16 protein-coding genes are annotated in these 19,097 nt (G+C 59.5%); 4 read left to right on the top strand and 12 right to left on the bottom strand.

Annotation, left to right across the window (positions count from 1 at the left end; all coding sequences use genetic code 11):
- Positions 1–44: 44 nt before the first annotated feature.
- From rfbD to ONZ54_RS07770, 5 genes are all read right to left on the bottom strand, one after another.
- Positions 45–989: a dTDP-4-dehydrorhamnose reductase gene (gene rfbD / locus ONZ54_RS07790; protein ID WP_271787852.1), complete on the bottom strand. Its 945-nt coding sequence runs from the start codon at positions 987–989 to the stop codon at positions 45–47.
- Positions 989–2,089: a dTDP-glucose 4,6-dehydratase gene (gene rfbB, locus ONZ54_RS07785; RefSeq protein WP_271787851.1), complete on the bottom strand. Its 1,101-nt coding sequence runs from the start codon at positions 2,087–2,089 to the stop codon at positions 989–991. The genes rfbD and rfbB overlap by 1 nt, the downstream gene beginning before the upstream one ends.
- Before the next feature lie 769 nt (positions 2,090–2,858).
- Positions 2,859–4,265, bottom strand: a complete 1,407-nt coding sequence (locus ONZ54_RS07780; protein WP_271787850.1) for an efflux transporter outer membrane subunit — start codon at positions 4,263–4,265, stop codon at positions 2,859–2,861.
- Positions 4,258–7,407 carry an efflux RND transporter permease subunit gene (locus ONZ54_RS07775; RefSeq protein ID WP_058394241.1) on the bottom strand — a complete coding sequence of 1,050 codons (3,150 nt, stop codon included), beginning with the start codon at positions 7,405–7,407 and terminating at the stop codon, positions 4,258–4,260. Before ONZ54_RS07775 ends, ONZ54_RS07780 begins: the two co-directional genes overlap by 8 nt.
- A 17-nt stretch (positions 7,408–7,424) precedes the next feature.
- Positions 7,425–8,606 carry an efflux RND transporter periplasmic adaptor subunit gene (locus tag ONZ54_RS07770; RefSeq protein ID WP_271787849.1) on the bottom strand — a complete coding sequence of 394 codons (1,182 nt, stop codon included), beginning with the start codon at positions 8,604–8,606 and terminating at the stop codon, positions 7,425–7,427.
- Positions 8,607–8,748: 142 nt separating this feature from the next.
- On the opposite strand from ONZ54_RS07770, the gene ONZ54_RS07765 reads away from it, so the two are divergent.
- From ONZ54_RS07765 to ONZ54_RS07755, 3 genes are all read left to right on the top strand, one after another.
- On the top strand, positions 8,749–9,390 hold the full coding sequence (locus ONZ54_RS07765; protein ID WP_017412282.1) for a TetR family transcriptional regulator: 642 nt from the start codon (positions 8,749–8,751) through the stop codon (positions 9,388–9,390).
- Positions 9,391–9,593: 203 nt separating this feature from the next.
- Positions 9,594–10,280: a class I SAM-dependent methyltransferase gene (locus ONZ54_RS07760; RefSeq protein WP_271787848.1), complete on the top strand. Its 687-nt coding sequence runs from the start codon at positions 9,594–9,596 to the stop codon at positions 10,278–10,280.
- A 117-nt stretch (positions 10,281–10,397) separates the two neighbouring features.
- Positions 10,398–11,576, top strand: coding sequence for a dicarboxylate/amino acid:cation symporter (locus ONZ54_RS07755; protein WP_271787847.1), 1,179 nt, complete (start codon positions 10,398–10,400; stop codon positions 11,574–11,576).
- 66 nt (positions 11,577–11,642) lie between these two features.
- Here the strand turns inward: ONZ54_RS07755 and tesB are convergent, their stop codons facing one another.
- The 7 genes from tesB to ONZ54_RS07720 form a co-directional block, all read right to left on the bottom strand.
- Positions 11,643–12,506 (bottom strand): acyl-CoA thioesterase II, encoded by an 864-nt coding sequence (gene tesB / locus ONZ54_RS07750; protein ID WP_005319118.1) that lies wholly within the window; start codon positions 12,504–12,506, stop codon positions 11,643–11,645.
- A 203-nt stretch (positions 12,507–12,709) separates the two neighbouring features.
- Positions 12,710–13,633 carry a 23S rRNA pseudouridine(2605) synthase RluB gene (gene rluB, locus ONZ54_RS07745; RefSeq protein WP_021139995.1) on the bottom strand — a complete coding sequence of 308 codons (924 nt, stop codon included), beginning with the start codon at positions 13,631–13,633 and terminating at the stop codon, positions 12,710–12,712.
- A gap of 142 nt (positions 13,634–13,775) precedes the next feature.
- A complete protein-coding gene (scpB, locus tag ONZ54_RS07740; RefSeq protein WP_219590219.1) occupies positions 13,776–14,345 on the bottom strand; it encodes an SMC-Scp complex subunit ScpB in 570 nt (189 codons plus the stop codon).
- Between the two features lie 98 nt (positions 14,346–14,443).
- Positions 14,444–15,328: a segregation and condensation protein A gene (locus ONZ54_RS07735; protein WP_170946482.1), complete on the bottom strand. Its 885-nt coding sequence runs from the start codon at positions 15,326–15,328 to the stop codon at positions 14,444–14,446.
- A complete protein-coding gene (locus ONZ54_RS07730; protein ID WP_005319127.1) occupies positions 15,321–15,941 on the bottom strand; it encodes an L-threonylcarbamoyladenylate synthase in 621 nt (206 codons plus the stop codon). Before ONZ54_RS07730 ends, ONZ54_RS07735 begins: the two co-directional genes overlap by 8 nt.
- A gap of 136 nt (positions 15,942–16,077) precedes the next feature.
- Complete coding sequence (gene rnm / locus ONZ54_RS07725; protein WP_271787846.1) at positions 16,078–16,959, bottom strand: RNase RNM; 882 nt, start codon at positions 16,957–16,959, stop codon at positions 16,078–16,080.
- 221 nt (positions 16,960–17,180) lie between these two features.
- Positions 17,181–17,384, bottom strand: coding sequence for a hypothetical protein (locus tag ONZ54_RS07720; RefSeq protein WP_146612888.1), 204 nt, complete (start codon positions 17,382–17,384; stop codon positions 17,181–17,183).
- A gap of 11 nt (positions 17,385–17,395) precedes the next feature.
- Between ONZ54_RS07720 and ONZ54_RS07715 the strand changes: the two genes are divergently transcribed.
- Complete coding sequence (locus ONZ54_RS07715) at positions 17,396–19,033, top strand: anthranilate synthase component 1 (protein WP_234577829.1); 1,638 nt, start codon at positions 17,396–17,398, stop codon at positions 19,031–19,033.
- Positions 19,034–19,097: the final 64 nt, after the last annotated feature.

Raw genomic sequence — 19,097 nt, 5'->3', positions numbered from 1 at the left:
TGAATTATTTAACCATGAAAAAGTGTGGCCAAGCGCCACTTCTTTTACCCTTTATTACTATCGACAAGACACGAAATCCCCTTGTCTCGCTTGCCATCCTCATATTGACTCAGGATCTCTACCAGCATCCGCTCGACACCAACAGTCCAGTCTGGTAGCACCAGACCGAATGTTCGCTGGAACTTGCTCGTATCCAGGCGTGAGTTATGAGGCCGCTTGGCAGGCGTCGGAAATTCACTGGCCGGCACAGCATTGAATTGCATGATCGCCAGTTCAACCCCTGCCTCTCTGGCTTTGGCAAACACCAGCTGGGCATAGTCAAACCAGGTGGTGGTACCGGAGGCGACCAGATGATACAGCCCCGCCACCTCTGGTTTGTACTGCGCAATACGGATCGCATGGGCCGTGCAATCGGCCAGCAACTCTGCACCGGTCGGGGCGCCAAACTGGTCATTGATAATCGACATTTCGCTGCGCTCTTTGCCAAAGCGCAACATGGTCCTGGCAAAGTTTGCCCCACGGGCGGCATACACCCAGCTGGTGCGGAAGATAAGATGACGAGTGCAAAGCGCAGCTGCATGTTCCCCTGCCAGCTTGGTTTCACCATAGACGTTGAGCGGTGCGGTCTGATCGCTCTCGACCCAGGAGCGCTCGCCACGGCCATCAAATACGTAGTCGGTGGAGTAGTGCACCAACCAAGCACCCAGTGCCTCAGCTTCTTTGGCAATCGCAGCAACACTGGTGGCATTGAGCAATTGGGCTAGTGCCCGCTCGCTCTCGGCCTTATCAACCGCAGTGTAAGCGGCAGCATTGACAATCACATCCGGCTTGAGCAGACGTACCGTCTCGGCGACACCGGCAGGATTAGTGAAATCACCACAATAATCGGTGGAGTCAAAATCCACCGCTGTAATATGTCCTAGTGGCGCCAATGCTCGGTGCAGCTCCCAGCCCACCTGGCCATTTTTACCAAACAACAGGACATGCATCAGGCACGCCCATCGTAATTCTGCTCAATCCAGGATTGATAGGCACCGCTCTTCACGTTATTAACCCACTGCTGATTATCCAAGTACCACTGTACCGTCTTGCGGATGCCGGACTCGAAGGTCTCTTGCGGTTGCCAGTTCAGCTCGGCGCTCATCTTGCTGGCGTCGATGGCATAGCGGCGATCGTGACCGGGGCGATCCGCCACATAGGTAATTTGATCGCGGTAAGAACCAGCCTTGGGGACCATCTCGTCGAGCAAATCGCAGATAGTGTGGACCACATCCAGATTCTGCTTCTCGTTGTGACCGCCGATGTTGTAGGTCTCCCCTACCGAGCCAGTGGTCACCACCTTGTAAAGCGCGCGAGCATGATCTTCCACATAGAGCCAATCACGGATCTGGTCACCCTTGCCATAAACCGGCAGTGGCTTGCCATCCAGCGCATTCAGGATCACCAGAGGGATCAGCTTCTCGGGGAAGTGGTAGGGGCCATAGTTGTTGGAGCAATTGGTGACCAGGGTCGGCAGGCCGTAAGTTCGGCGCCAGGCGCGGACCAGATGGTCGCTGGAGGCCTTGGAGGCCGAATAGGGGCTGCTGGGGGCATAAGGAGTGGCTTCGGTAAAGAGCGGCAGTGGCTTATTCCACAAGGGATGACCGGCACTCACCTCATCTGGATGGGGCAGATCGCCATACACCTCATCGGTGGAGATGTGGTGGAAGCGGAAAGCCGCTTTGCGTGTATCGTTCAATTCGTTCCAGTAAGCACGCGCCGCTTCCAGCAACGTATAGGTGCCAACAATATTGGTTTCGATGAAATCGGCAGGCCCCGTGATGGAACGATCGACATGGCTCTCGGCCGCCAAGTGCATCACGGCATCCGGTTGATGCAGAGCAAACACCCGATCCAGTTCACCACGGTTGCAGATATCCACCTGCTCGAAAACATAACGCTCACTGGCAGCCACGTCGGCCAGGGACTCCAGATTCCCCGCATAGGTGAGTTTGTCGAGATTGACCACGGCATCCTGCGTGTTTCGAATAATATGACGAACAACCGCCGACCCGATAAAGCCAGCGCCACCAGTGACAAGGATTTTCATAGGTATGCTCTTGAAATGAATATAAAAAAATGAAGGTAAAACGACTTGTAACAATGAGAGTGGAGACAAGGATAAACATGTCTGACCGGCAGATTTCTGACTATCAACGGAAAAAGTGCAATGGCTACCGCCCCTGAGTTACAGCTCCCAGTTCGCTGCTTTTAACCAGAATGAGTGTGCTGTTGGCCATCATGTCCTCCAGCTTGTGGCGTAGCGGCAGCTATCCTTGCCAACTACTTGCTTAATAACAGTTCGATGAGAAGTTGATTCTCGAACCTATCTTATTGAGCTATTCCATTTCAACAATAGCGGTGGATTCTAACGCCTTTAGCAACCTGTTGCACCGTCAGATCTTCCCATGCTCCGGGGAAGACGTCATCCCAGCTCACTTTCTTTCCATTCCCGCAGTTTGCTTATATAAGGCAAGTGCCGTTGCGGCTAGTCTTTCGCTTGTTCAGTTGCTATTTCTTTGATCTTAAATGCAAAAATGAATTTTTTACTCACCAGGTCTTGCGACGAGCACTAATATGTACGGTCCTGAAAGGGTCTCTCTGTCTTTCGCACACAGCTCAAGTGCTATTTTGCGGTGCTGCCGTCAATTCACATACTACTCAATGACCTGGACATCGGAAACAGGGGTCCTAACTCGATAAAGCACGACGCATTATGTCATCAAGGTGCCATATGCATATGATCTTGCTCAAAAAAACAGGGCGAACCAGATGGTTCGCCCTGTGGCTATACGATAACCCAAAGTGGGAGGTAATCGCTACTGCTGCTCCGTCGTCGTGTCTGGGGCTTGCCAACCACCACCTATGGCCTTGTAGAGCGCCACCTGGTTGGTCAGCTGGGCCAGACGGGTGCTGATCAGGCCCTGCTTGGCACTGAACAACGAACGCTGGGCATCGAGTCGGGTCAGGTAACTGTCCACACCTTGCTCATAACGGAACTCCGCCAGCTTGAAATAGGTCTGGTTGGCTTCGACCAGAGCCTGCTGTGCCTGCAACTGCTGCTGATAGTCCGCCTGGGCACCGAGGGTATCCGCAACCTCCTTGAAGGCGGTCTGGATGCTCTTCTCATAGCTCGCCACCGCCTGCCGGGTACTCACTTCAGCCACATCAAGATCGGCGATACGTTTCCCACCGTCGAAGATGGGCAGGTTGATCTGGGGGATAAACGACCAGGTGCCGGTTCCTCCGTCAAACAGGCCGCTCAGCTGGTTGCTGGCCGTCCCCGCCGTCGCGGTGAGCGAGATGGAGGGGAAGAAGGCGGCGCGCGCCGCGCCTATATTGGCATTGGCCGCCTTCAGACTGTGCTCGGCGGCCAGAATATCCGGGCGCTGTTGCAGCAAGCTCGAAGGCGCGCCCACCGGGATCGCCGCCAGTTTTACCTCGGCCAGGGTCACTGGCTGGCTGTCCAGCACAGGAACCTGGGTGCCAAGGAGCAGTGCCAGACCATTGCGATCCTGCTTCACCTGGCGTTGGTACTGGGCCAGGCTGACCCGGGCGCTTTCCAGTGCGGTACGCCCCTGGGCAAGCTCCATCTCGGAGGCCGCGCCCAAGCGATACTTGTGCTCGGTCAGGCCATAACTCTCCTGCTCGGTCGACAAGGTCGCCTCGCTCAGCGCCAGCAACTCCTGATCCGCCAGCAAGGTGAGATAGGCATTGGCCACCGACGCTATCAGCGCAATCTGGGTGCTGCGCCGGGTCTCAATCTCGGCAAGGTAGGTCTCCAGAGCCTGATCTTTCAGGCTCTGGATCCGGCCAAACAGGTCCAGCTCATAGGCAGTGATGCCGAGATTGGCATCGTACTGGCTGCTGATAGTCCCCTGCCCCGTGCTGCTGAGATCGTCGGATCCCTGCTGGCGGGTGCCCGAGCCGTTCGCTGCCAGGGTCGGCAGTTGCGCCGCCCGCTGAATACGGTACCTGGCTTCATACGCCTCGACGTTGAGAGCCGCGATCCGCAGATCCCGGTTGTTCTCCAGTGCAGTATCGATGAGCCTTTGCAGCGTCGGGTCGAGGAACTGTTGCTGCCAGGGGGAGATGGCCGTCTCCCCTGCTGTCTGATTGCTCTGCCAAGAAGCGCCTTGTGGCAATTCAGGTCTTTGATAGTCAGGGGCCATGGAACAGGCCCCCAGCAGCAGTGTCACGCTCAAGGCGACCAGCGTCTTAGTCATGATGGGTCTCCTTGGCAAGCGCAGCCTGCTCTTCCTGTGAATTGTGCTTGGTGAAGTGGCGAGTCACCAGCACGAAGAACAGCGGCACGAAGAAGATGGCCAGCACGGTCGCACTGATCATCCCCCCCATCACACCGGTACCGATGGCGTTACGACTGCTGGCACCGGCACCCGAGCTGATGACCAGCGGCAACACACCCAGGATAAAGGCGAGGGAGGTCATCAGGATGGGACGCAGACGAAGACGCGCAGCCTCAACCACGGCTTCACCCAAGCCCATTCCCTTGTCGTACAGCTCCTTGGCAAACTCGACGATCAGGATCGCGTTCTTGGCCGACAGCCCTATGGTGGTGAGCAAGCCCACCTGGAAGTAGACGTCGTTCTCAAGCCCGCGCATGGTCGCTGCCAATATGGCCCCCAAGACTCCAAGCGGTACCACCAGCATGACGGAGAAGGGAATGCTCCAGCTCTCGTACAGCGCCGCCAGACAGAGGAACACCACCAGGAGAGAGATGGCGTACAAGGCTGGCGCCTGGGAACCCGCTTGCCGCTCCTGCAAGGAGAGGCCGGTCCACTCGATACCTATCCCTTCTGGCAACTGCTTCACCATCTGCTCGATGGCTGCCATGGCGTCACCGGTACTCTTGCCGGGCGCGGCTTCACCCACTATCTCCATCGCCGAGACGCCGTTATAGCGTTCCAGACGGGGCGAGCCGAAGCTCCACTCAGTGCTGGCAAAGGCGGAGAAGGGCACCATCTGGCCTGTGCTGTTGCGCACATACCACAGCTTGAGATCTTCCGGGTTCATCCGGAAGGGGGCATCCGCCTGCAGGTAGACCTTCTTGACCCGACCCCGATCGACGAAGTCGTTCACGTAAGAAGAGCCCCAGGCCGTAGAGAGTGTGCTGTTGATGTCGCTGATGGAAAGCCCCTGAGCCAGCGCCTTCTCGTAGTCAATCTTGACGTCGAGCTGGGGCGTGTCTTCCATCCCGTTCGGGCGCACCCGCACCAGGTTGGGATCCTGCGCCGCCATGCCAAGCAACTGGTTGCGCGCCGCCATCAGCTTGTCATGACCCAGTCCTGCGCGATCTTGCAGGTAGAAGTCAAAGCCGGTGGCCGTACCCAGTTCAGGAATGGGAGGCAGATTGAAGGCGAACACCTGGGCTTCCTTGATGCTGAACAGATAACCCATGGCGCGGCCTATGATGGCATTGGCGCTGCGATCCGGGCTGCTGCGCTCTTTCCAGTCTTTCAGCTTGATAAACGCCATGCCGCTGTTCTGGCCGCTACCAGCGAAGCTGAAGCCCGCCACCGTCAGCACAGAGTCGACGTTGTCCTTCTCGTTTTTCAGGAAGTAATCGCGCATGTCCGCCAGTACCACTTCGGTGCGCTGCTTGGTAGCACCGACCGGCAGTTGCACCATGGACATGATGACCCCCTGATCCTCTTCCGGCAGGAAGGAGGTGGGCATGCGCATAAACAGCACGGCCAGCACCGCCAACATGGCGACATAGATGATGCTGTAGCGGGCGCCCTGCTTGATCACCTTGCGCACACCGCTCTGGTAGCGGTTGGCACCTGAATCAAAGGCCCGGTTGAACCAGCCGAAGAAGCCACGCTGGGCACCGAACTCCCCATGCTTGATGGGCTTGAGCAGGGTGGCACACAGTGCCGGCGTCAGGATCAGGGCCACCAGCACAGACAACACCATGGCCGAGACGATGGTGAGAGAGAACTGGCGATAGATGGCACCGGTCGAACCACCAAAGAAGGCCATGGGCACAAAGACCGCTGAGAGCACCAGGGCGATCCCCACCAAGGCACCGGTGATCTGGGTCATGGACTTGCGGGTCGCTTCCAGCGGGGAGAGATCCTCCTCGCTCATCAGCCGCTCCACGTTCTCCACCACCACGATGGCATCATCCACCAGCAGGCCTATGGCCAGCACCAGACCGAACATGGTCAGGGTGTTGATGGAGAAGCCGAACGCCGACATGACGCCAAAGGTCCCAAGCAATACAACCGGCACGGCTATGGTCGGGATCAGGGTGGCACGGAAGTTCTGCAAGAACAGATACATGACGCAGAACACCAGGAAGATCGCCTCGATCAGGGTCTGTACCACCTCCTCGATGGAGATCTGCACGAAGGGGGTAGTGTCGTACGGATAGACCACCTTCATGTTGGCCGGGAAGTAGGCGGAGAGCTCGTCCAGCTTGCCGCGGATCTTCTCGGCAGTATCGAGGGCGTTGGCACCGGTCGCCAGCTTGATGGCAACCGCCGCGGTAGACTGGCCGTTGTAGAGCGCATCGGCGTCGTAGTTTTCACCCGCCAGCTCAACCCGGGCCACATCCTGCAAGCGTACCTTGGAGCCGTCCTGATTCACCCGCAGCAGGATATTGTTGAACTCCTCCACGGTAGAGAGACGGGTCTGCCCCATGATGGTGGCAGTAAACTGCTGACTTTCGACCGAGGGCGTGCCCCCCACCTTGCCAAACGCCACCTGGGCATTCTGTGCCTTGATGGCGTTCTGCACATCAATCGGGGTCATCTGTACCCGGGTGAGCTTGTTCGGATCGAGCCAGACACGCATGGAGTACTGGCTGCCGAACAGTGTGATGTCCCCTACCCCGTCCAGACGGCTCAGCGGCTCCTTGATGTTGGCCACCACATAGTCGGCCAGGTCATCGTTGTTCATGCTGCCGTCACCGGAGATGAAGGCCGCCACCATCAGGAAGCTGCTGGAGGTCTTCTGAACCCGGATCCCCTGCTGCTGAACCTCTTGCGGCAACAGCGACATCGCCTGCTGCAGCTTGTTCTGCACCTGCACCTGGGCGATATCGGGATCTGTCCCCGCCTGGAAGGTGAGGGTCACCGACACATTGCCGGAGGAATCAGATTGAGAAGACATATAGAGCAGGTGATCCAGCCCCGTCATGTTCTGCTCGATGATCTGGGTCACAGAGTCTTCTACCGTCTTGGCAGAAGCTCCCGGATAGCTTGCAGATATGCCCACGGCGGGCGGTGCAATGCTGGGATACTGGGCGATCGGCAGGCCTATGATGGCCAGGCTCCCTGCCAGCATGATCACCAGGGCAATTACCCAGGCGAAAATGGGTCTGTCTATGAAAAATCGTGCCATGAGGCGACTACTCCATCCTACTTGTTGGCCGGGGTCTGTTCAGACGGCGCGGTGGCCGCCTGTTCAGTGGGCGCGACGACAGCCCCGGGTTGTACCTTTTGCAGACCGGCGACGATCACCCGCTCACCCGTCTTGAGACCGGATTCCACCACCCAGTCACTGCCAACGATGCGGCTCACCTGCACCTCGCGCAGCTCGACCTTGTTGTCCGCCGTCACCACCATGACGGTAGCGCCCCCCTTGGGGGTGCGGGTCACGGCTGTTTGCGGCACCAGCAGCCCTTTTGCACGCTCGCCCTCTTGCAGAGTGGCGCGCATGAACATGCCGGGCAGCAACAGTTGATGAGGGTTCGGCACTATCACCCGAAGAGTCACCATGCCGGTGGTCTCATCCACGGTCACGTCGGAGAACTGCAATGAGCCCTCTTCGCTGTAGCTGCTGCCATCTTCCAGCTGGAAGCGCACCTTGGCGCCCTTGTTCTCGTCCTGAACGAGCTTGCCATCGGCGATCTGGCGCTTGAGGCGCAGCAGGTCGGCGGTGGACTGACGCACATCCACATACATGGGATCGAGCTGCTGGATGGAGGTAAGGCTGTCAGCCTGCTGGGCTGTCACCAAGGCACCCTCGGTCACCGCAGACTTGCCGATGCGACCGCTGATGGGGGCCGTGATGCGGGTATAGGCCAGATTGATGTTGGCACTCTGCAAGGCCGCCTTGGCTGCGCCTATCTCGGCCAGTTGCTGCTTCCAGGCGGCATCGGCGTCGTCATACTCCTGGCTGCTGATGGCTTTCACCTTCACCAGTTCGGCATAACGCTTGGCCTTGAGGCGAGCGCTCTGCTCGTTGGCCTGCGCCTTGGCCAGATTGGCCTTGGCACTGGCCACGTTGGCCTGATAAACCGCGGGATCGATCTGATAGAGCAGTTGCCCGGCCTTGACGTCGCTGCCTTCGGTAAACAGACGCTTGAGAATGATGCCACTCACCTGGGGACGCACCTCGGCAACCCGCAGCGGCGCGCTGCGACCTGTCAGCTCAGAGGTGAGTTGCAGCGGTGCCGTGTGCAGGGTCACCACATCCACGGCGGCGGGTGGCATGTCACCCGGCCCTTGCTGGGCACCGCCCTGTTCGCCACAAGCTGCCAGCAGACCACCTGCCAGCAGGGCAAGGCCAACCGAACGTGCGAGAATATATTTATGCATGGAGAACCTTAACCTTTGTCAGTCAATGAATAACCACAGGGTTTACAGGTCCCTGTTGGTAAAATCGGAAAGATGAGGCAATATACATACATTCATAAATGTATGTAAGTGACTTTTTTACTTTTACAAGGCGCAGATATCGATGGCCAGAAGAACCAAAGAAGAGGCGCAGCAGACCCGCTGCCACATCATGAGTACGGCCCTTAATCTGTTCTGTTCACACGGCTTGGCCAAGACCAGCCTGACCGATATTGCCAGGGCCGCCGACCTGACCCGTGGCGCCATCTACTGGCACTTCAAGAATAAAGAAGAGCTGTTCGTCTCCTTGTGGGAGGAGCTGTGCCAGCCGCTCTCCCACCAGCTCGATGCCTGCGTTGCCGAGCAGGAGCCCGATCCCCTCGGCAAGCTGCGCAGCTTCCTCAAGGAGGTGCTGGTGAAGATCAGTACCAATCCGGCTCATCAGCAGATGTTCACCATCATGTTCAATCTGGAATCGCTGGAAGGCGAAGCCATCTCCCTGCGCGAACACATGCGCGGCCAGGCCGCCAACTTTTTCCGGGATCTTGAGATCACCCTGACCAATGCCATCCGCCAGGGTCAACTCCCCAAGACGCTGGATACCCAGCGCGCCGCCACCCTGCTGCACTGCACACTGGATGGCTACATCATCAACTGGCTGCACTTCCCTGAGCGTATCAACCTGACCCGCGAGGCCGATTTCCTGCTCGACAGCCTGTTTACCCTGATAGCCCTGCCAAACGGCCCGGCCACCCGCCGCCCCTGATCTGCATGGGCCGGCCCCGAGCTGGCCCGCATTCCTTGCTGGCAAGGAGCAACGGGATCTTGCCCAGCTTCTTGCTCAGCCAGGAGGTAGTCACAGCGTCACGGATCAGTGTCCACCCAGGCGGTATTATTTCGCTTACCTGAGCCTTTGGTAGCGCGCCGCCAAATTTGCTAGAGTAGCGCCCCCGAAAGAAGGTGCCTGCCATGTCCATATCACCACTGCCCAACTATGATGCTTCCCCCAGTCATGATGCCTCCTCCAGTCTGCCATCTGTGGCGGATCCAGGCACACTGTCAGCCCGTCAGCGTTTTCTGAAACAGCTGGCGGCAGGCGCCCATCTGCTGGAAGCGGGCTGCGGAGCGGGCGAGGATCTGCTCTTTTTCCGGCAGCAGGGGTTCATGGTCACCGCCTTTGATGCCAGCCTGGCCCAGGCGAAGCTGGCCTCGCGCCGCTGCAGCCAGCCGGTTCGGGTCTGCCGATTCGAGCAGATGCACAACGCCCTGCCCTTTGACGGCATCTGGGCCAGCGGCTCCCTGCCCTGCCTGGTCGAGGAGGAGCTTGCACCCACCCTGATGCATCTCGCCAGCCTGCTCAAACCCCGGGCGCCGCTCTACTGCTCCTTCCCTTATGACGAGGGAAAATCCGGCAACCCAGTGGCATCCTCACAGGACGAATACCCGCTGCAGACCCGGCTCGATGAAGCCCGCCTACAACAACTGATCGCCCCCCTGCCATTTGAGCTGCATCAGAGCTGGTGCGGCGAGGATGCCAAGCACGGCCGCTGGCTGCATGCCCTGCTGATCCGGCTACCCGATCTCACCCCCACCACGAATCAATATCGCCGCCGTCGCTTCAAAGGGCCCATCCCCCGCAATTCATCATCCAGCTAACAATATTTAACTCTGAGTTAACCAGGTGTTGGAAGACAAGATGCGGCACTTGTGTTAAAAAGCGGCATTAAAATCAGAATTAAATAACAAATCAGACACTAACACCTGGATTTCCTTATGAAACTTGTCCTCAAACTGCTTGCCGGTATTCTTGCCGGCCTCTTGCTCGGTCTCTACGCCCCGGAATGGGTTGCACGCCTGCTGTTTACGGCCAAGACAGTCATAGGTCAGCTGATCACCTTCACCATTCCGCTCATCATTCTGTTCTTCATCATGAGCGGTATCGCCAGCCTGCCGAAGAACTCCGGCAAGCTGCTGGGCAAGACGGTGGCTCTCTCTTATTGCTCCACCATACTGGCAGGTCTGTTCGCCTTCACAGTGGCAAGCCATCTGATCCCGCTGCTGACCACAGCCGCCGAGCCCACCACGGAAACCGCCATCAAGCTCAGCTCCTACGTCAATCTGGAGATACCGCCGCTGTTCGGGGTCATGTCTGCCCTGGCAGCCGCCTTCGTGTTCGGCATCGGCATCAGCGCCACCGAGGCCACCGACCTGCGCCGCGTCGCCGATCAGGGCCGTGACATCATAGACCGCCTGCTGGCCCGCGTGATTATCCCGCTGCTGCCGTTCTACATCGCCGGTGTCTTCGTCGAGATGACGGTGGAGGGCACAGTCTTCGCCACCCTCAAGACCTTCGGCGTGGTGCTGGTGATGGCCATCGTCATGCACTGGTTCTGGCTCAGCGTGCTGTTCGTCGGTACGGGTCTAGCGCTCGGTCGCTCACCCGCCATGCTCATCAAAAACATGCTGCCCGCCTACTTCACCGCTCTCGGCACCATGTCCAGCGCCGCCACCATTCCGGTTGCGCTGCAGGCCAGCAAGAACAACGGCGTGAGCCATGGCATCGCCAACTTCACAGTGCCGCTGTGTGCCACCATCCACCTGTGTGGCTCCACCATCACGCTGGTAACCTGCGCCACCGCCGTCATGTTCCTCTCCGAGCACCTGGCCATTCCCGGCTATGGCACCATGCTGCCCTTCATCATGATGCTGGGCGTCATCATGATAGCCGCACCGGGCGCACCGGGTGGCGGCGTCATGTCGGCCCTGGGTCTGCTCACCTCCATGCTCGGCTTCGGTGAGGCCTCCATCGCCCTGATGATCGCCCTCTACCTGGCGCAGGACAGCTTCGGCACCGCCTGCAACGTCACCGGTGACGGCGTCATCGCCCTGTGGGCAGACCGCTTCGCCCAGCGCGGCGAGACAGCGCTCGGCGCCGAGCAGGACGCTGCCTGATACTGCAAGCAAACACATAAAAAACGGGAGCCATCGGCTCCCGTTTTTTATGGCTGGCATCTGAGGTCAACCGCGCCGGCGGATCACCCCCTCCTGCGCCGTGCTCGCCACCAGCACACCATCGCGGGTGAAGAACTGGCCGCGCACCAGACCGCGACCTGCGCTGGCGCTCGGGCTGTCCACCACGTAGAGCAGCCAGTCATCCAGCCGGAAGTCCCGGTGGAACCACATGGAGTGATCTATGGTGGCCACCTGCATGTCCGGCTCCCAGTACGAGACGCCATGGGGCTGCAGGGCGGTAAACAGGAAGTGGAAATCGGAGGCATAGGCCAGCAGGTACTTGTGGACCCGCTGATCGTCCGGCATCTGGCCATTGGCCTTGAACCAGACATGGCGCAGCGGCTCGTGCACATCCGGACGGATCGGGTCGACCAGGGTCACAGGGCGAATTTCGATGGGCTTCTCGCACATGATCTTGTCACGCAGGGCGGGCGGGATCTGATGCTCGTAGGGACGCACCAGCTCCAGTTCGCTCTTGAGCTGCTCGGGTGGGGTGATCCCCGCCGGCATGCTGATCTGATGCTCGAACCCTTCGGCCTCGACCTGAAACGAGGCGTTGAGATAGAAGATGGGCTTGCCACCCTGGATGGCCTTGACCCGGCGGGTAGAGACGGTCTGACCGTCGCGGATATTCTCCACGTCGTAGATGATGGGACGATTGGCATCACCGGGGCGCAAGAAGTAGGAGTGAAAACTGTGCACCTGACGATCGGCGGCCACCGTCTGTTTGGCGGCTGACAAGGCCTGCCCCATTACCTGTCCGCCAAACACGGCCCGCAGACCGAGATCCTGGCTCTGGCCCCGAAACAGGCCCTCCTCGATTTTCTCGAGCGCCAGCAGGGCCAGCAGCTCATCAAGTACCTTGCTCATTATTATCTCCTGTATCAGTGCCGCAAAGGCTAACAAGCCCGCTCTGGCAGAGCAACCTTGCCCCTCTCCCCCAGCGGGTCCGCCGGGTGGTTTAATTCAGCAAGGAGGGGATTGGAATAATAAGCGGCAAACAGCAGCAACAAAAAGGCCCGCCTGAGAGGCGGGCCTTTCCTTGCATGAACCCATGAGGCTCAGCGCAATGCTTACTTGCTGCCGGTACCCGAGTTGCGGGTAGAGGAAGTCGGCTTGCGACGGGCCGTGGTGCTGCGGGCGCGCGGCTCCATACCCTGCATGTCCTTGTGACGCTTGACGGCACGACGGATCTGGGCAGCCTGCTTGTGACGGGTGCTCTTGCCATCCTGCTGCAGGTCGACTTTGGATTCGGTCTCCGGCGGCATGTTGACCAGGCCGCGCAGGTAGTTCACTTCCGGCAGTTTCAGCTCCTGCCAACCACCGCGGGGAATGCCACGATCCAGGGTGACATCGCCGTAGCGCACACGCATCAGACGGCTCACCTGCACTTCCTGGGATTCCCACAGGCGGCGCACTTCACGGTTGCGACCTTCGGTCAGGGTGACGTTGAACCACTGGTTCAGACCTTCACCGCCGGCCGGTTTGATCTTGTTGAACTTGGCCATGCCATCTTCCAGCTGCACGCCTTTGCGCAGGCGCTGCAACATGGCTTCAGTGATCTCGCCAAACACGCGCACTGCGTATTCGCGCTCCACTTCGTGGCTCGGGTGCATCAGGCGGTTGGCCAGTTCACCGTCTGTGGTGAACAGCAACAGGCCTGAGGTATTGACGTCGAGACGGCCAACCGCGATCCAGCGGGCGCTGTCCAGCTTGGGCAGACGATCGAACACGGTCGGACGACCTTCCGGATCGTGACGGGTACACATCTCCCCTTCGGGCTTGTGATACGCCAGCACACGGCAGATCATCTCTTCCTCGGCACGGGTCTTGACCGTATGGCCATCGACACGGATCACGGCGTTCACTTCGACGCGATCTCCCAGTGTGGCGACCTTGCCATCCACACTGACCCGACCTGCGGTGATCAGGGCCTCCATCTCACGACGGGAGCCGTGACCCGCGCGGGCCAACACTTTTTGCAGTTTTTCACTCATCGGGGTTACCTGATTGTTGATCGCTGCCCGCCAGCATAACGGGCAACGTTGACTACTGTGCCAGATCCCGTCAGGGCAATCCGGCACCACTTTAATCATTAAGAGACCTGGCCCACGCCTTGGCAAATGCCAACGACATGGATCAGATTTCACGGCCCTCAGCCGGCATAACGGCCAGGGGGGTTTGCAGTTCAGGATCCAGCTCGGGGAGCTGATCCAGGCTCTGCAGATTGAAATAATCCAGAAATTCCCGGGTGGTGGCGAGCAGCTCCGGGCGACCCACCACCTCCTTGTGACCAACGCTGCGCACCCAGCCACGGTCTTTCAGGGTATTCACTATCTGGCTCGACACCGCCACCCCGCGGATGGCTTCGATCTCGGCCCGGGTGATGGGCTGCCGATACGCAATCAGCGTCAGCGTCTCCATCACGGCGCGCGAATAACGGGGGGCCCGTTCGCTCCAGAGCCTTGAAAGCTCCTCGGCATACTCCTGGCGCGCCTGAAAGCGCCAGCCGGAGGCAACTTCTTTAAGCTCCACTCCCCGCTCGCTGTAATCCTGTCGCAATTCGGCCAGCAGCAGCTGAATATAGCGGCCGGTGACGGGGTAATCCGCCAGCACACCGCTTTTCAGCTCGCTCACGGTCAAGGGGCGCCCGGCAATAAAAATCGCGGCTTCGACCAGTGTCTTGAGTCGTTCAGCAGGCAGCGCCACGGTTGCCCTCCTTGCTCATGACGTCAGGCTGGCTGGGCAACGGGAAATGCACGCCCCCCCCGGCAAGTTGGCTGCGAGGAAGTGACAAAGAAAACAACTCAGTGCGCATGTTCACGCTCCCCGGTCTCCTCTTGGCTCGCCAGGGCAAAATGGATCGGACCCAGGGGTTCAGCCTGCAGGATCCAGATCAGGGACTCCTTGCACAGCTCCAGCAGCGCCAGAAACGTCACCAGCACCCCCATGCGTCCCTCTTCCATTTTGAGTACCTGTTCCAGCCGCAATGTCTGGCCCAGAGAGAGCATGGCCAAGATCTCCGCCATGCGCACCCGGGTCGGGATCTGCTCACGGCGGATCTGGTGATGTTCGAAATGAGTCGCGCGTTTTACCACACTTTGCATGTAAAGGGCGAGCTCAACCAGTGAAACATCGGGAGTCAGTGGCTTGAGAGAGCCGAAATCCGGCGGCAGGGCGGCGGCGATATAAATCTCCCGCTCCACTCGTGGCAAGGCATTGAGGCGCTCGCCCCCCACCTTGAAGCGCTCATATTCCTGCAGTCGACGAATAAGGGTGACGCGGGGATCTTCTCCCTCCTCTTCGTCCTCAAGCTCGGGGGCCTTGGGCAGCAAAAGACGGGATTTGATCTCCGCGAGCCAGGCCGCCATCAGCAGATATTCAGCCGCCAGCTCAAGGTTGAGCCCCTGCATCAGCTCCACGTACTCCATGTACTGGGCGGTGATCTGCAGGATTGGCAGGTTCAGGATATCCAGCTGCTGGCGCCGAATGAGATAGAGCAGCAGATCGAGGGGCCCCTCGAAGGTATCGAGAAACACTTCCAGCGCATCGGGCGGAATAAACAGATCCTGGGGCAGCTCATGGTAGGGCTGCCCCAGCACTTTCGCGATGGGGGATGGGGCAAGCCCCTCCCCCATGGTGACCTGTGCTGGCGTGGCCATCACAGGTGCCGGGTCGGCAGTATCACTCAAACGGCGTGGGATCCCCGGCACCGCGACGACGCAGCACTGTCTCGTCGTCGGAGAAATCCACCACGGTTGTGGGCTGCTCGCCCAGATAGCCACCGTTGACCACCAGATCCAGCTGTTTGCCCAGCTTGTCGAAGATCTCTTCCGGATCAAACTCCGCCATCTCCGAACCCGGCAGGATCAGGGTGGTGGAGAGCAGCGGCTCACCGAGCGCTTCCAGCAGGGCCAGCGCTATGTTGTTGGCCGGCACCCGGATGCCGATGGTCTTCTTCTTCTCGTTCATCAGGCGGCGCGGCACTTCCTTGGTCGCCTTGAAGATGAAGGTGTAGGGCCCGGGTGTGTTGCCCTTGACCAGACGAAACGCCGTGTTGTCCACCTTGGCATAGGTAGAGATCTCGGAGAGATCCCGGCACACCAGGGTGAAGTCGTGGGTGGGGTCAATGCGACGGATGCGGCAGATGCGCTCCAGCGCGCCCTTGTCACCCATCTGGCAACCGAGCGCATAGCCGGAATCAGTCGGATAGGCAATGACGCCGCCGTTCTGGATGATCTGCACCGCCTGACCGATCAGGCGGGCCTGGGGGTTTTCCGGGTGTACGTAAAAATGCTGACTCATAGCTCGTTCTCGCAATGGGGGCAGCAATGCCTGCCCGCTCGTATGGTCACGGGTTCCAGACCCATGACGCTACCTTAACCTGTTTGACGCCGGTTTACCCTCCCATGCAAGAGAGGGCCAACCGGCAGACCCTGTGCTAGCGACTGGCCAGCAGGGCGGCGTGCTGATCAGTGGTAAGACCAAAGTGGTCCGGATAGGCCAGCCAGAGCGGCATGCCTTCTTTTGGCAGCCAGAGGTGGCGGCCCAGCTCGGTCCAGCTGGACGGAAAATGAAAATCAGACCCCACCGAAATATAGAGGTCGTGATCCTTGGCCCACTGGCCCAGGTTGGCCCGCTCCTGCGGACTCTGCTGGGGAAGTGACACCTCCATGGCATCGCCACCGGCCGCCTTGAAGGCCACCAGCAACCGTTTGATCCACTTGGCCGTGAGATCGTAACGGCTGGGGTGAGCCAGTACCGCCAACCCACCGGCGGCGTGAATGGCGGTGATGGCCTCGCTCATCTCGGGCCATTCGGCCGGGGCATACCCTTTATTGCCACGGCTCAGGTACTTTTTGAATACCTTCTGCATGTTGTCGGCCACACCGCGCGCCACCAGCACACGGGCAAAATGGGCCCGGGTCACGGCAGCATCACCAGCCAGTGCCTTGGCCTCTTCATAGGTGCCGGGGATGAGGCACTTCTCCAGACGGCGCCCTATTTCCAGTGCGCGCGTCTCGCGGCGAGCCCGTTGGCCCGCCAAAAACGCCACCAGCTGCGGATTTTTTTCATCCACCCCCAGCGCCACCACATGGATCTCGTGGTGCTCCCAGCCGGTGGAGATCTCGACCCCGCTTACCAGTCGCAGCGGCAGCTGCTCGGCTTCGATGGTACGGCGTACTTCATCAAGCCCGTCAAGGGTATCGTGGTCAGTGACTGCTAACACATCGACCTGTTTTTCGGCGGCGCGGCGCACCAGATCGGCGGGGCTCAGCACGCCGTCGGAGGCTGTGGTATGACAGTGAAGATCGAATCTCATCAGGTTATTCCGCTCTCATGGTCAGGTCCCCATCGGGATAGATAGGCAAAAAAGCGACTTGACTTGGCCGCGGCTTTATCGTTTTCTGTAGGCACTTCATTGCAAACATCTTTTTACAGGACTTTATCATGCAAACGACTTCCATCCTGACCATCTGGTGGTGGCACACTCCCTGACATGCGGGCGTGTGGTCGTTGCTGTATCTGTAATCTGACAGCAAATTAAGAACCCAAAGAAAAAGCCCGCTGACCCCAGCGGGCTTTTTTATTATCCGGCAAATGGACCTGTGATGAAACCGAGAATTCAGACAAGAACACTGACATGGCGATGGCAACCCTACTGAAGCTGCCAAACCAACGTAATTTCCAAGGCATTTTTTCAAGGTATTCAACGTCATGAACATCGGTAAAACGCATCACACGCAAGGGAACGCACTATGACCGTCAATACGACTCGCTTGCCCCTGGGTGAATTCGATACCCTCAAGCTCAATGCCCCCTATGTGGCTGACCCGCTGGCACTCTATACCCAGCTCTGCCAGGGGCGCCCCAACAACCTGCTGCTGGAATCGGTCGAGATCGACTCCAAGGCGGGCAAGCAGAGCCTGCTGCTGGTCGATGCCTGCCTGCGCATCGAGTGCCGTGGCCGTACCGTGCGGGTTCGCACCCTGAATGACAACGGCGCCCAGTTGCAGAGCCTGCTGGCCGAGCGTCTGCCCACCGTCATCAGCCAGACACTGGTGGATGGCGAGTTGCAGCTCGACTTCCCGGCCTCCGATCGGGAACAAGATGAAGACTCTCGCCTCAAGGGGAGCAGCGTGCTGGACGTGCTGCGCACCCTGCAACAGGAGCTGCAGTGCCAGCTGGGTAAAGAGGCACTGTTTATGGCAGGCAGCTTCGCCTACGACCTGATTGCCTCTTTCGAGGATCTGCCAGAGGTGCCGGAGGGGAGCAACAACTGCCCCGACTACTGCTTCTATGTGGCCGAGACCCTGATCACCATCGACCATATCGAGCGCTCTACCCAACTGCTGGCCTGCATCTTTGGCGGCGACAGCGACGAGAGCCATGTGGACGACAGATATGCCCGTCTCACCGAGCGACTCACCGACTTCAAACTGGCCTGCCAGCAAGCCCGGATCCCAGCGCAAGCCACTGCGGCCCTAGCCGGCGGCATGAGCGTGGACAAGAGCGACAAACAGTTCTGCGCCGAGGTGGAGAAGCTCAAGGGCTTTATCCGCCGTGGCGACATCTTCCAGGTGGTGCCGTCCCGCTGCTTCTCCCTGCCCTGCCCGAGCCCGCTGGCCGCCTATCGCCGCCTCAAGCAGACCAACCCCAGCCCCTACATGTTCTACGTGCAGGATGAGAACTTCACCCTGTTTGGCGCCTCGCCGGAGAGCGCGGTCAAGTTCTGCGCCGCCAGCCGCGACGTCGAGATGTACCCCATCGCCGGTACCCGCCGCCGCGGCTTCAACCCGGATGGCAGCATCAACCGGGATCTCGATGGCCGCATCGAGCTGGAGCTGCGCCAGGATGAAAAAGAGGTGGCCGAACACCTGATGCTGGTGGATCTGGGCCGCAACGACATAGCCCGCATCTCGGAGCCGGGCACCCGCTACGTCAAGGAGCTGCTCAAGGTGGATCGCTACAGCCACGTGATGCACCTGGTCTCCAAGGTGGTGGGCACATTGCGCTCTGACCTTGACGCCCTGCACGCCTATCAGGCCTGCATGAACATGGGCACCCTCACCGGCGCCCCCAAGATCCGCGCCAGCGAGCTCATTCGCATGGTGGAAGGCAAGCGCCGCGGCAGCTACGGCGGCGCCGTCGGCTACATCAATGGCGCGGGGGAAATGGATACCTGCATCGTCATTCGCTCCGCCTTTGTCAAAGATGGTGTGGCCCACGTGCAGGCCGGCGCCGGTGTGGTCTATGACTCCAAACCCCAGGCCGAAGCGGATGAAACCCGCGCCAAGGCGGCCGCCGTGCTGGCCGCCATCGCCGCCAGCCATGGCACTTCACTGCAAGCCCTGAGCGCCCAGCAGGAGCAACATAAGGACGTGAGCCATGACTGATATCTTCCTGCTCGACAACTTCGACTCGTTTACCTACAGCGCCCCGGCCGATCAGTTCCGCACT

It is taken from the genome of Aeromonas salmonicida, from assembly GCF_028355655.1.
Taxonomy (GTDB): domain Bacteria; phylum Pseudomonadota; class Gammaproteobacteria; order Enterobacterales; family Aeromonadaceae; genus Aeromonas; species Aeromonas salmonicida.
The sequence above is the reverse complement of the archived record's forward strand: the minus strand, read 5'-3'. Positions and strand labels throughout refer to the sequence as shown.